The sequence below is a fragment of the Devosia oryzisoli genome (genome assembly GCF_014837245.1).
GTDB classification, from domain to species: domain Bacteria; phylum Pseudomonadota; class Alphaproteobacteria; order Rhizobiales; family Devosiaceae; genus Devosia; species Devosia oryzisoli.
Genome location: NZ_JACYFU010000001.1, coordinates 954,553 through 967,800, shown reverse-complemented (window position 1 = coordinate 967,800; position 13,248 = coordinate 954,553). Strand labels below are relative to the sequence as shown.

At 63.3% G+C, this 13,248-nt stretch carries 12 protein-coding genes; 8 read left to right on the top strand and 4 right to left on the bottom strand.

Features of this window, described 5'->3' with window-relative positions:
- Nucleotide 1: 1 nt before the first annotated feature.
- Nucleotides 2-316 carry a metal-sulfur cluster assembly factor gene (locus IC608_RS04850; RefSeq protein ID WP_191773128.1) on the bottom strand — a complete coding sequence of 105 codons (315 nt, stop codon included), beginning with the start codon at nucleotides 314-316 and terminating at the stop codon, nucleotides 2-4.
- A 301-nt stretch (nucleotides 317-617) separates the two neighbouring features.
- On the opposite strand from IC608_RS04850, the gene IC608_RS04845 reads away from it, so the two are divergent.
- The 8 genes from IC608_RS04845 (at nucleotide 618) to IC608_RS04810 (ending at nucleotide 9,635) form a co-directional block, all read left to right on the top strand.
- Nucleotides 618-1,067 (top strand): PTS sugar transporter subunit IIA, encoded by a 450-nt coding sequence (locus IC608_RS04845; protein WP_191773125.1) that lies wholly within the window; start codon nucleotides 618-620, stop codon nucleotides 1,065-1,067.
- A gap of 25 nt (nucleotides 1,068-1,092) precedes the next feature.
- Nucleotides 1,093-2,868: a potassium/proton antiporter gene (locus IC608_RS04840; protein ID WP_191773796.1), complete on the top strand. Its 1,776-nt coding sequence runs from the start codon at nucleotides 1,093-1,095 to the stop codon at nucleotides 2,866-2,868.
- Nucleotides 2,869-3,142: 274 nt separating this feature from the next.
- The gene (locus IC608_RS04835; protein WP_191773122.1) at nucleotides 3,143-4,219 is read left to right on the top strand and encodes a substrate-binding domain-containing protein; all 1,077 of its coding nucleotides are present in this window, start codon (nucleotides 3,143-3,145) and stop codon (nucleotides 4,217-4,219) included.
- A gap of 5 nt (nucleotides 4,220-4,224) precedes the next feature.
- Nucleotides 4,225-5,484, top strand: a complete 1,260-nt coding sequence (locus tag IC608_RS04830) for an ABC transporter substrate-binding protein (RefSeq protein ID WP_191773794.1) — start codon at nucleotides 4,225-4,227, stop codon at nucleotides 5,482-5,484.
- A gap of 68 nt (nucleotides 5,485-5,552) precedes the next feature.
- Complete coding sequence (locus IC608_RS04825) at nucleotides 5,553-6,635, top strand: carbohydrate ABC transporter permease (RefSeq protein ID WP_210316200.1); 1,083 nt, start codon at nucleotides 5,553-5,555, stop codon at nucleotides 6,633-6,635.
- Complete coding sequence (locus IC608_RS04820) at nucleotides 6,635-7,513, top strand: carbohydrate ABC transporter permease (RefSeq protein ID WP_191773120.1); 879 nt, start codon at nucleotides 6,635-6,637, stop codon at nucleotides 7,511-7,513. The genes IC608_RS04825 and IC608_RS04820 overlap by 1 nt, the downstream gene beginning before the upstream one ends.
- Before the next feature lie 27 nt (nucleotides 7,514-7,540).
- Nucleotides 7,541-8,533 carry a glycoside hydrolase family protein gene (locus IC608_RS04815; RefSeq protein WP_191773117.1) on the top strand — a complete coding sequence of 331 codons (993 nt, stop codon included), beginning with the start codon at nucleotides 7,541-7,543 and terminating at the stop codon, nucleotides 8,531-8,533.
- Between the two features lie 25 nt (nucleotides 8,534-8,558).
- The gene (locus tag IC608_RS04810) at nucleotides 8,559-9,635 is read left to right on the top strand and encodes an ABC transporter ATP-binding protein (protein ID WP_191773113.1); all 1,077 of its coding nucleotides are present in this window, start codon (nucleotides 8,559-8,561) and stop codon (nucleotides 9,633-9,635) included.
- A gap of 21 nt (nucleotides 9,636-9,656) precedes the next feature.
- On the opposite strand, the gene IC608_RS04805 is transcribed toward IC608_RS04810, so the two are convergent.
- The 3 genes from IC608_RS04805 to IC608_RS04795 are packed head-to-tail and all read right to left on the bottom strand — an operon-like array spanning nucleotide 9,657 to nucleotide 13,152.
- On the bottom strand, nucleotides 9,657-11,327 hold the full coding sequence (locus IC608_RS04805) for a gamma-glutamyltransferase (RefSeq protein WP_191773110.1): 1,671 nt from the start codon (nucleotides 11,325-11,327) through the stop codon (nucleotides 9,657-9,659).
- The gene (locus IC608_RS04800; protein WP_191773108.1) at nucleotides 11,328-12,206 is read right to left on the bottom strand and encodes an ABC transporter permease; all 879 of its coding nucleotides are present in this window, start codon (nucleotides 12,204-12,206) and stop codon (nucleotides 11,328-11,330) included.
- Nucleotides 12,199-13,152: an ABC transporter permease gene (locus IC608_RS04795; RefSeq protein ID WP_191773105.1), complete on the bottom strand. Its 954-nt coding sequence runs from the start codon at nucleotides 13,150-13,152 to the stop codon at nucleotides 12,199-12,201. The genes IC608_RS04800 and IC608_RS04795 overlap by 8 nt, the downstream gene beginning before the upstream one ends.
- Between the last annotated feature and the right edge of the window lie 96 nt (nucleotides 13,153-13,248).

Below are 13,248 nucleotides of genomic sequence, written 5' to 3'. Positions count from 1 at the left end.
GTCAGTATCCTCTGGCTGGACGGCCGAGCGCCTTGCGCCCGGCGTCGGTTATGAAATCCGGGTTCCATGGAGGATCCCAGACCAGTTCGACGTCCACTTGGGCGGCGTTGGGGAAGCAGGCTTCCACCCGCATACGCGCGTCATCCAAAACCATTTCACCCATGGGGCAAGCCCTGCTAGTGAGGGTCATCTGGACTTCGACGTGCCCGTCGGTGATGCGAGCCAGGTACACCAGCCCTAAATCGACGACGTTGACGCCGATCTCCGGGTCGAGCACGGCTCTGAGGCATTCTGCCAAATCAGGATCGATATCCATTCCGCCTCCGGGTGCGTTCGCCGCTCGAGTGAACGCTTCTTCATGAACCCGGAAACACGGTGGCTCTTTGCTGGGGCGCAAACAGACGCGCCAATTCCCGATGGCCAGCAGAAATAGCGACGCACGATTCGCGCCGGTCATTTCCGTCACAAGCATGGTTTCTGGAGGATGTCTTTCCCTCTAGGATGCCGTCGCCAGCCGATGGGCTGGGGTCGCCATGCGGGCGGCAAGCTGCTAAGGGGCGCGCCGCTGGAGGGGCTGCGATCGGGAACGCAGTCCCACATCATAGAGAAGGCACCACATGAACATCACGGATCTGATCGGGCCCGCCGACGTGTACCTTAATGTCGAACTGGGCAACAAAAAGGAGGTTCTGCGGTTCCTCTCAGACCGCGTGAGCGAAAAGTGCCGGTCTCAATCCAGCGAATGCCGCAATGCCCTTGCGGCTCGCGAGAAGCTCGGCTCAACGGCCATCGGGGCAGGCATTGCCTTTCCGCATGCCCAACTGGACGGACTGGATCGAGCATTGGCCATCTTCGTTCGACCGGCTCACCCAGTGCCATACGCCGCTGCCGATGAAGGTCCCGTGGACCTGATCTTGATGTTGCTGTCCCCGAGCGGTGCCACAAGGGAGCATCTGGATGGACTTTCCAGCTTTGCTCGGGCATTGCGGTCGCAGGGCGTCGTCCAGAAGCTTCGCGAGGCGCAAACCGAGGACGACGTGATCGCAGCCTTGCAGGACAGAACCTAAGCAAGAACCGTGAGGAGGACGGCAGCTGGTCGACTGGATTTACCTCGTTATCCTGATCAGTTCGGGGCTGCTCGTAGCCTCGATCTTCACCAGCCTGGCGGCGTTCCGCTTTGGCGCTCCCTTGCTGCTGGTGTTCCTTTTCGTGGGCCTGGCGGCCGGTGAAGACGGGCTGGGGCTCCAGTTCAGCGATGCGGGCTCGGCCTATTTCATCGGCAGCCTCGCACTTGCCGTCATCCTGTTCGACTCCGGCTTCGGGACGACGATGCGGTCATTCCGGCAGGCCGCGGGCCCGGCAATGACCCTTGCAACGGTGGGTGTCCTGCTGACGGCCGCCCTGGTCGGCGTGGCGGCGCACATTCTTCTCGGTCTGGGCGTGCTGCAGTCTCTCTTGCTCGGTGCGATCGTGGGCTCGACCGATGCCGCGGCGGTGTTCTTCCTGCTGCGCATAGGGCAGATTACCGTCAGGGAGCGCGTCCGATCCACCCTCGAGATCGAGTCCGGGTCCAACGACCCGATGGCAATCTTTCTGACAGTGGTGTTGGTGGAGTCCATCGCTGCGGGCATCAGTTCCCCCGATGCCAGCGTACTCATCGGCTTTGTTCAGCAGATGGGGCTGGGCGTCGTCTTCGGGCTTGGCGGCGGGCTGCTGATAGCCATCACCGTCAACCGCATCAATCTGGAGGGAGCGCTTTATCCCGTCATGGTTCTGGGGGGTGCCCTGTTCCTGTTTGCCTTGACCGGCCTATTGGGAGGGAGTGGCTTCCTTGCGGTCTACGTAGCTGGCCTGGTTGCAGGCAATCGCCGCCTGCGTGCCGCCAATGAGTTGCGCCGGTTCCAGGGGGGCATGACCTGGCTGGCGCAGATCGTCATGTTCGTGATGCTGGGGCTATATGCTGCGCCGTCCGAGTTCCTAGCGGCCGCCCCCGGGGCGTTGTTGCTGGCTTTTGTGTTGATCTTCGTTGCTCGGCCGATCGCCGTGTGGCTTTGCCTGTTGCCGTTTGGTTTCCGCGCCCGGGAGCAGGTCTTCCTGGGGTGGGTCGGCTTGCGCGGCGCCGTCTCCATCCTGCTGGCCATTCTCCCGGTCATCGCAGAACTGCCCAATGGGCAGCTCTATTTCAACACGGTGTTCATCGTCGTGCTCGTTTCCCTGGTCCTCCAGGGATGGACGATCCGCCCGATGGCGCGTTGGCTGAAGCTCATCGTGCCGCCCACGATCGGGCCGCTCAATCGCGTGGAATTGGAGCTGCCGGGCACAGCCCACCACGAACTGGTCGTCTATAGGGTCACCGATGGCAGCCCCGTCGCACGCGGAGCACGTTTGCCCAGATGGGCGCGACCGTCTCTCATCATCAGAGACGGGCAGTCCATGAAGTACCAGCAGGTGCGCCAGCTCAAGCCAGGGGATAACGTCTATGTCTTCACCGCTCCACGGTTTGTTCGCTTGCTCGACCGCCTGTTTGCCGGTCCCACGGCAGTTGCTCAAGACGACCGCGATTTCTTCGGCGTGTTCGACGTGGATCCGACGCAGCCGGTTCACACGCTTGCGGCCTTGTACGGCCTGACCCTGCCTGACGGCATAGCGAAAATGACCATCGCCAACTTCATCGCCTCCAAAGTCGGTGGCAGCGCCGAGGTCGGTGACCGGGTCGCGCTTGAAACGGTCGAACTGGTCGTGCGCGAGGTGGATGAAGAGGGCAGGACCTCTGCCGCCGGGCTCGCCATCGTGGAAGAACCCGGTACCGCGGCTCCGCGCCGGATCGGCGCGGGACTGCTCGACGTCTACCGGCGCGCCAAACGCTAAGAGCGCCTACCCCTGACGGCAGTGCTGGACACCATCGTGACCGCCCGGGCATAGACCGTGGCCGTCCGAGGCCAGCACGCGGCCCTGGCACGAGCCGTGAACTGCCAACCCGCTTCTGACGATACACAGCCCACTTGACTCAAAAACGCTGTACGGCGTAAATGACACCGATGTCATGACACCGATGTCATAACGGTTGGGCATCGCGGCGTGAAGGCTGGCCATAGCGCGGGAGGCGCGTAGTCTGGCGGCGATTCACCCGGAGGAGGAAGTCGTGGCCACAATCTATGATGTCGCAAAGATCGCAGGCGTTTCGCCCAAGACCGTCAGCCGCGTGATGAACGGCGACGCGCCGGTTAACGCGAAAACGCGCGAGGCGGTCGAGAGTGCGATTGCGGCTCTCAACTATGTCCCCTCCAGCGCCGCGCGCACCATGCGCTCGCAGCGGTCGGGCCTGATCGGCATGATCACCGGCGCCATCAGTTCGAGCCACCAGTTCGAAGATGCGGGCCTGCCGGAAATCTACCTCGTCCAGGGCGCCCAGCGGGTGATTGCACATAGCAACCGCACACTGCTCATTGCCGATAGCGGAGGGCATGCCGACGGCGTACCTGCACTCCTGCAGACCTTTCGCGAGCACCAGGTTGAGGGGGTGCTTTTTGTCGCCGAATATCATCGCGAGGTCCGGCTGACCGAAGGCTGGAAAGACCGCCCGATGGTTCTGGTCAACTGCTTCGACAGGCAGGGGACCCCCTGTGTCCTGCCGGACGACGAGGGTGCGCAGTTCGCGCTTGTCGACGGGTTGATCAAGCGTGGCCATAGCCGGATCGGCTACCTGACATTGCCTGAGCAGTATGTCGCCTGCACCCTTCGGGTCGACGGCTACAGGCGCGCTCATCGCGAAAACGGCGTGCCCGTGGATGACCAACTCCTCCAGGTGGGCGCGCTGCCCAGCGCGACCAATGAATTCGACCTGCTCTGGGATGCGCTCGATCGCGTGCTGCGGGCCGAACCCACGGTGATCTGCTGCGCCAACGACAAGATGGCGATGCGTGTCTACGGGCTCCTGCGCGAGCGCGGCGTCTCGATCCCGCAGCAGATGTCGGTGGCCGGCTACGACGACTACCGGATGATCGCCGAACACCTTCACCCCGGATTGACCAGCGCCGAACTGCCTTACGCGGCCATGGGCGCGCGTGCGGCGGACAAGCTGCTGCGCCTGATTTCGGGCACCACCAAACCAAATGAGCCGGAATGTGAACTGGTGTCCGGCCCCGTCGCATGGCGCGAAAGCGTCCGAACCCGTGACGCAAACGTCACGTCACTTCATCAACGGAGGAGAGAACCTTGAAGCATATGACCCTATTGGCAGGCGCCCTGGCCCTCAGCACCGCTCTGACGGGCGGTGCCCTGGCCCAGACAGAACTGAGCCTGTGGTATCACGGCGCCGGGAACGCTGTGGAACGCGAAATTCTCGTCGGCATCATCGACGATTTCAACTCGTCCCAGTCGGACTGGAAGGTGGTGCTCGAAGAGTTCCCACAGGCTGCCTACAATGACTCCGTCGTTGCTGCCGCGGTCGCCGGAAATCTGCCCGACATCATCGACGTCGACGGCCCTGTGATGCCCAACTGGGCATGGGCCGGCTATATGCAGCCGCTGCAACTCTCGGAAGGCGCCCTCGACGGCTTCCTGCCCGGCGCCATCGGCAAGTACAATGACGAGGTCTACTCGGTTGGCCTCTGGGACGCGGCGATCGCGATGTACGCTCGCAAGTCGGTGCTCGAGAAGCACGACATCCGCATTCCCACCCTCGATCAACCCTGGACCAAGGAAGAGTTCGACGAAATCCTGGTCAAGCTCAAGGATTCTGGGGAGTTCGACTACGCTCTCGATCTCGGCATGGCCGACCAGAGCGAATGGTACCCCTACGCCTTCGGTCCGTTCCTCTGGAGCTTCGGCGGCGACATGGTGGATCGCTCGAGCTACACGACCGCTGAAGGCGCTCTGAACGGAGACGCGGCCCTCGAGTTCGGCGACTGGTGGCAGAGCCTGTTCACGCGCGACCTCGTGCCGGGCACCAGCCAGGACATGGCGGACCGCGAGACCGGCTTCATCGACGGCAAATACGCGCTGCAGTGGAACGGCAACTGGTTTGGCATCAAGACGCTCGAGGCCGTTGGCGACGACCTGCTCTTCCTTCCTGCACCTGACTTCGGCAACGGCCCCAAGATCGGCGCGGCATCCTGGCAGTTCGGCGTTTCGGCCACCAGCGACCATCCGGATGGCGCAAGTGCCTTCATCGGGTTCGCCATCCAGGACAAGTACCTGGCGGCCTTCTCGGACGGCATTGGTCTGATCCCCGCGACCGCAGAAGCGGCCGCGATGACCAAATCCTACGCTCCGGGTGGTCCGCTGGAGGTGTTCTTTGGCCTTTCTGAAGCCCAGGCCATGCTGCGTCCGGTAACGCCCGGTTACGTGGTGGAGGCGCTCGAGTTCCGCAAGGCGCTGTCCGACATCGCCAATGGCGCGGACGTCGCCGATGCGCTCGACGCAGCGACGGACGCGATCAACGCCGACATCGCCCGCAACAACAACTACGCCCCGGCCAACTAAGCCGGACGCGTCCCCGCCTCGCTCGTCCTCCCGGCGAGGCGGTTGGCTCCGGGAACCCGAGACCGACGATGTCCAACAAGCAGAAATCCCTTCAATCCCATCCGCTCGCGGGTTGGCTGATGACGGCACCGGCGCTGATCCTGATCGTGCTGTTTCTGGTTGGTCCGTTCATCCTGGCCTTCGGGTTCTCCTTCACGAACCAGCGCCTGATCTCGCCCAATCCCACCCAGTTCGTGGGCCTGAGCAATTTCGAACAGTTGCTTGGGGTAGGGGTGTTGACGCTCGATCCGGAGCGAGACGATGCAGGCCAGGTTGTTTTGGATGCCGAGGGGCAGCCGAGCTACCCGCGCCTGCGGGATTACACGCGCAACAATCCCGACTACCCGCAGTATGACGGCATGCGCGAATGGTTCAGCTTCAGCACGGGAGATGCCCGCACCTATGTGCTGGCGCGGGATACCGTGTTCATGAAGGCGCTCACGAACACCCTGTTGTTCGTGATTATCGTCGCGCCAGTGCAATCTGGGCTGGCGCTGCTGCTGGCGCTGATGATCAACCAGAAACTGCGCGGCATCAACGTCTTCCGCACCATCTACTTCATGCCCGTGGTGGTTTCGATCGTGGTGGTGTCGCTGCTCTGGCGGTTTATCTATGACGGCCGAAACGGACTGCTGAACAATCTCCTCGAATTCCTGACCTTCGGCCATTTCCAGCCCATCGACTGGCTGGGCAACCCCGATACTGCGCTGTTCGCCATCATCGGCATGTCAATCTGGCAGGCCGTGGGCTTCCACATGGTGATCTGGCTCTCGGGGCTGCAGACCATACCGCTCACGCTCTACGAGGCCGCCGACATCGAAGGCGCGACGCCGTGGCAAAAATTCCGCTTCGTCACCTGGCCGGGGCTGCGCAACACGGCGGTCCTGATCCTCGTCGTCATCACCATGCAGGCCTTCGCGCTCTTCTCGCAGATCGACGTGATGACCAATGGCGGGCCGCTCGACTCCACGCAGACCCTGGTGTTCCAGGCAGTCGTTCGTGGCTACGAGCAACAGAACATCGCAGGCGGTTCGGCCATCTCGGTGATCCTCTTCCTGCTGGTGCTCTCCATCTCCCTCATCCAGCGATATCTCACCCGGGAGCGCACATAATGGCTGCCGTCGCCCCGACCAATCAGCGCCTCAAGACCAGCCTGCGCTACCTGCTGCTGGTGCTCGTGGGGGCCGTGTTCATCTTCCCGATCATCTTCATGGTGGTCAGTTCGCTCAAACCCGACGGCCAGTTGTTGCGCGACACCGCCTCGATCCGGGCTTTTTTGCCGGTGGGCGACATTTCGCTCGACAACTATTTCGCTGCCTTCAAGCGCGCGCCGGTCGGGCTCTTCGTCTTCAACTCGCTGCTGGTGACCGGTATCACCGTCATCGGCTCACTGTTCCTCTGCTCGATGGCTGCCTTCGCCTTCGCGTTCCTTGAATTCAAGGGCAAGGAGATCGTGCTTTCGCTGATTATCGCGACCCTGATCATCCCCTTCGAGACCATCGCCGTACCCATGCTGATGGTGGTCAATTCACTGCCCAGCATAGGGCCGGATGGCCTCACCTGGGGGTGGCTGAACAGCTACCAGGTGCAGATCGTGCCGTTCCTGGCCGATGCGCTGACGATCTTTCTTTTCGTGCAGTATTTCCGCGATCTGCCCAAGGAACTGATCGAAGCCGCACGCCTTGATGGCGCCCGCTGGTTCCAGGTCTATTCGCTGGTCATCGTGCCCATTTCCGGCCCGGTCTTTGCGACGGCCGCGATCCTCAAGTTCCTGGCGATGTACAACCAGTATCTCTGGCCGCTGATGGTGACGCAGTCCGAGCAGTTCCGTCCCGTCATGGTCGGCCTGCAATATTTCTTCCAGCTCAACACCGCCTGGGGCGAGGTGATGGCTTATCTCTCCCTGATCACCCTGCCGGTGCTCGCCTTCTACCTGTTTCTCCAGCGCGCCTTCATTGCCTCGATCGCCTCTACCGGCATCAAGGGCTGACCGCCAACCCCGACGAAAGACACGACTTTGGTTCTTGCACTCAAAGACAAGTGGATCTGGGACTTCTGGATCTATCGCGACGGCGACGACTATCACGCCTATTTTCTGCAGGCCGACAATACCCTGGCGCATCCCGACATGCGGCACCGCAACGTGACGCAGGGGCACGCGGTCTCGAAGGATCTCATCAATTGGACGCATCTGGGGACGACGTTCAAGCCGGCCGACCCGGTGGCATGGGATGACTGGACCACGTGGACCGGCTCCACCCTGCGCGATGACACCGGCCTCTGGCACCTGTTTTATACCGGCACCGAGCACGCCGAAGAGGGCATGAAACAGCGCATCGGCCACGCCACCTCGACCGATGGCCACAACTGGACCCGTGTCGGCAACGGGTTAGCGCTCGACATTTCCGGGCCCGACTACGAGGAGTACACGCCGGGACACTGGCACGACCGGGCCTTTCGCGACCCGTGGGTGATGAAGGACCCGGAGGGCGATGGCTGGATCATGTACATGGTGGCGCGCCGCCCCGGCACGACCGAGCCCAATGCCGGTGGCACGGTCGGATTTGCCACCTCGCCCGACCTCTACACCTGGACGCTGCGGCCGCCCGTCTATGCCGGCGGCATGTTCGGGCAGATGGAAGTGCCGCAGGTCTTCGAAGTGAACGGCAAGTGGTACATGCTGTTCTGCACCGATGGCTCGCACTGGTCGGAAGCCTATAAGGCACTCAATCCTGAAAAGCCGGTTCGCGGCACGCACTATCTGATGGCGGACAATCCGCGCGGGCCATGGGAAGTGGCGCCGGGCCCGTTCTTCGACGGCGCACAGGGCAGCCGCTATGCCGGCAAGATCGTCGAGACCGACAACGGTTTGGTCTTCATGGCCTTCCGGCACGACGCCGCCGATGGCTCGTTCATTGGCGAGGTCTCGGACCCCATTCCCGTTCGGGTCGATGAACAGGGCCTGCTGCACACCGAACTCGACAAGCTTCCCCCCGGCGCCAAAGTCTAGCGCAGGGTCGCAAGGAGATTATCCAATGGCCGGATTGAGCCTTTCCAATCTCAAGAAAACCTATGGCAAGGTCGAGGTCATCAAGGACGTCGATCTAGAAATCGGCCACGGAGAGTTCGTGGTTTTCGTCGGGCCATCCGGCTGCGGCAAGTCTACCCTGCTGCGCATGATCGCTGGCCTCGAGGACATCACGGGCGGTGAGTTGCGGATCGGCGACAAGATCGTCAACCAGGTGCAGCCTCGGGACCGCGGCGTCGCCATGGTCTTCCAGTCCTACGCGCTCTATCCGCACATGACGGTCTACGACAATGTCGGGTTCGGGCTGCGGCTCAACAAGACGCCCAAGGACGTGCGCGACAGGAAGATCCGGGAAGCCGCGCAAATCCTGCAGATGGAGCACTTGCTCGATCGCAAGCCGGCTCAACTCTCGGGCGGCCAGCGCCAGCGCGTCGCCATCGGCCGAGCGATCGTCCGCCAGCCCGAAGTGTTTCTGTTCGACGAACCCTTGTCGAACCTTGATGCGGCCTTGCGCATGGACATGCGCATGGAAATCTCGAAGCTCCACCAGGAACTGGGGGCAACGATGATCTATGTCACCCACGACCAGGTGGAAGCCATGACGCTTGCCGACAAGATCGTGGTGCTCAACGCCGGGGTGGTGCAGCAGGTGGGCTCCCCGCTCGAACTTTACAATCGCCCAGCCAACCTCTTTGTCGCAGGATTTATCGGTTCACCGAAAATGAACATGGTCGAAGTCTCTGTGGAAACCGCGGGGGCCAATGCTATCGATATATCCGGGCCGGCCATCGGCCGGCTCAGCCTTGCCACGGAGGCATCGGGCATTGTGCTGGGGGACAAGATGACGCTGGGCATCCGTCCCCATGATTTTCAGCAGGTGCCGGAAGGGCCGTTCAAGGGCACAGTGACCCTTGTAGAACATCTTGGCAACGAGACTATGGTCAGCCTCAAGCTTGCCAACGGCGAAGCGATGATCGCGGCGCTGGATGGGGACACGACGTGTGCCATCGGCGAGACGGTCAGCCTCGATTTCAATCGGGACAAGGTCCATCTCTTCGACAGCGGCGGACAGCGCCGGGGTTAGTCTCACACCGGATTGGGTGCCTCAGAGGGCAGCGGCCACGCCCGTGCGCCGGAAGTCCGCAGCGGCGGTAAGGCCGTCTTGGTCGCGCCAGCACATCTGGAACGAGCCCATGTTCCAGTCCCAGGCCGGCATCGGGTGAAGATGCAGGCCCAGTGCGGTCAACCCGAGAACGGCCTCAGGCGCCAGCCGGTTTTCGATGGTGAGGCCGTAATCGTCCTCGAGCGGCAGCATGCGCGGCGCATCCGAGGCGGCCGGAGGCGTCATGCCGAAATCGAGGATGTTGACCAGCATCTGCGCTACGGTGGCGTAGACATTGCCCGGCGTACCGAGCGCCAGCCAGGGCTGTCCGTCGCGAAGGACGAATGTGTTGCCCAGAATATTGCGCATGCGCGCTCCGGGCGTGCGCCAGGTTGAAAAATGCGCCGACATTGCTGTCTGCTCATGCGAGCCCATCATGGCGACGCCGCCCACAGCCATGCCCGGAATGCCGCCCGACTGGACGGTGTTCATCATCTGGATCCAGTTGCCCTGCGCGTCCACCACCGAGATCTCGCAACTGCCCACGGGGGCCTTGGTGCGGGCGCTGTTCCAGCCCGAACCCGCAAAGCGGGAGGCGCCGATGGTGAGCCGCACATGCTCGGTGAGGTCGACCTTGGGTCGGCTCGCCGCGATTAGGTTCGCCAGCGAGCGCTGATAGCCAGCATCCATGAGGACGTCGCCGGCGGGACCGAAATAGAGGGGGTCATGGAGGAAGCCGCAGGCCTGTTCGGCGAGGCGCAGCGCGTGGGCCATTGTGAACACGTAATCGGCGCCGAAAGGCTCCATGCTCTGGATGCCCGATGCCTCGAGTACACCGAGCACGAGGCTGCAAAACGCCCCTTGGCGTTCGGGGGCCGACAGGGTGACCACCTCATGCCCGCGATGGGCGAACCGCTCCGGCTGCTGCCAGCGGGGTGGGTTTGCGGTGAGGTGATCGAGCCGCACGGGCCAGCCGAGCGCGTTGCCGGCGGCCACGAAATCTTTGGCCCATTGGCCAGAGGTGAATTCCTCGGGCCCGTTCTGCGCCACCCGCCTCAGCGTTTCGGCAAGGAGCGGATTGCGCATGAGGCTGCCTACCGGCGGCAGGAACCCCTTCGGCATGAAGACGGCGCGGGCTTCTTCGAAGAAGCTGTAGAACGGCGCGGCAAAGACATTGACGCCATATTCGAATGAGGACACCGGGTGCCCGCGCTCCGCCCACTCAATGGCAGGGGCACAAAGCCGCTCCCAGGAGAGCGTGCCGAACTTGTCGTGCAGCGCGCCGAGCGCCGGCATGAAGCCGGGGATCGCCGCCTGCGGCCCGGGCGCCCCTTCGCGGGCCCAGCCGCCAACGCCGTTGATGGGGCGGAAAGGCGAGAGGTCGTGCGGCAAGGTGCCCAGTCCGTTGAGCTGGTGCGCCGTGGCGTGCGTGCCATCCCAAAAAAGGCAGGACACCATGCCCGCATGGCTGGTCAGGTGCGGCTCCACCACGGCCTGCACCATCGCCCCGGCGATGGCGGCATCGGCAGCGTTGCCATCTTCGCGCAGCACATCGAGCACCACTTCGGTGACGATCGGGTTACCGGTGCTGGCAACGGCGCGGCCTTTGGCTAGCGGCTTGGGGCCCTGGTCGACGATGTAGCGTTCGCGCTCTTCGGGGCTCGCGTAGTCCATCTATTCGCGCGGCTCCATGGCGTCGCGCAGACCGTCGCCGAGGAAATTGACGGCCAGCACGGTGCAGAGGATGAGGAGGCCCGGCGGGATGGCCAGCCACGGCGCCACCGAGAGCCAGGAACTGGCGCTGTTGAGCAGATTACCCCAGGTCGGCACCGGCGGCTGGATTCCGAAACCGAGGAAAGACAGCGCCGATTCGAGCATGATGGCACTTCCCACCGCAAGCGTGGCCGACACGGTGATCGGGCCGATGGCATTGGGCAGGATGTGGCGGAACATCAGCCGTGGTCCGCCGGCGCCCAGGGCACGCGCGGCCTCGACGAACTCGCGTTCGCGCAGGGCGAGGAACTGGCTGCGTACGAGGCGCGCCGTGCCCATCCAGATCAGGAGGCCGACAATGGCCACGAGCAGCGGCGGGCTTGGGCGGAACAGGCCCGACAGCAGCAGCACCAGGGGCAGTGTGGGGATGGAGAGCATGACATCGGTGAACCGCATCAGCAGCAGGTCCACCCAGCCCCGATAAAACCCTGAGAGCGCCCCCACCAGCGTACCCGCGAATGTGGCGATCACGGCACCGGCGAGGCCAACGGCCAGCGACACGCGTCCGCCATAGATGAGCCGGGTCATGGCATCACGCCCCAGTTCGTCCGTGCCCAGCCAATGCTGTGCGTTCATCGGGCCGGGAGCGCCGATGAGGGTGAAGTCCTGCCCGTCGAAGGTATAAGGCGAAAGGTATGGTCCGATAATGATGACGAGCGCGAGCAGCATCAGGAAGCCGAGACTGATGACGGCTGGACGGTGCTTGAGGAAGCGCTTGACGACGCGGCGCCCGTAGGACTGCGGCTTGGTGTGCGCCAGGGGGAGGGTGGTGTCAGCCATAGCGGATCCTCGGGTCGAGCGCGGCATAGGCAAAGTCAGCGACGATGTTGGCGATGATGATGCCGAGCGAACCCATCATCATCAGGCCCATCAGCATGGGATAGTCGCGGCCATCCATGCTTTCCATGAAGAGCCGGCCGATGCCGGGCCAGGCGAACACCGTCTCGGTGATGACCGCGCCGGAGATGACCGTGCCGAAATCGACCGCGATGACGGTGACGGCGGGGATCATGGCATTGCGCAGGGCATGCAGCAGCAGCACGCCGCGCTCCGAGCGCCCCTTGGCATAGGCAGTGCGGATGTAGTCCTGGTTGAGCACGTCGACCATGCCCGACCGTATGAACCGGCTCCAGCTGGCCACGGTGGCGAGCGACAGCACGGCGGCCGGCATCACGATGTGGGAAAGCCGGTCGGCAAAGTCGCCGCCACCGATGGATTTGTAGCCCGCCGAGGGCAGCCACCCCATCTGCACCGAAAAGAACAGCTGCAGCAGCAGCGCCATCCAGAAGACGGGGATGGAAATGCCGGCGAACGAGGCCAGTGTTACGGTGGTGTCGAGCTTGGAGCCGCGACGGGAGGCGCTGATGATCCCAAGGGGAATGGCGATAGCGAGTGACAGCAACAGCGCCAGGCCACCCAGCTCCAGCGTCGGGCCGAGGCGCAGCACGATTTCGGTCAGCACCGGCCGTCCGGTGCGGATCGAATAGCCCCAGTCGCCGACGAGGATCGACTTGAGCCACAGGAAATACTGGACCGGCACCGGCTGGTCGAGCCCATAGGCCTTGGCGATCTGGTCGAGCGCCTCGCGGCTCACCGCGGGATTTTCCAGATACATATCCAGCGGCCCGCCGGGCGCGAGATGGATGATGGTGAACAGGATCAGCGAAATGCCCAGCAGCAATGGAATGGCGCCGAGCAGCCGGCGGATGACGTAACCAAGGCTCATGCCGCCTCCTCTGGTAGATTTGGTGCACCCCTGCGGGGCATCCGGTTATCAAAAGCGAGCGTCATTCCGGCGAAAGCCAGGCGGGGGAGATCCGAC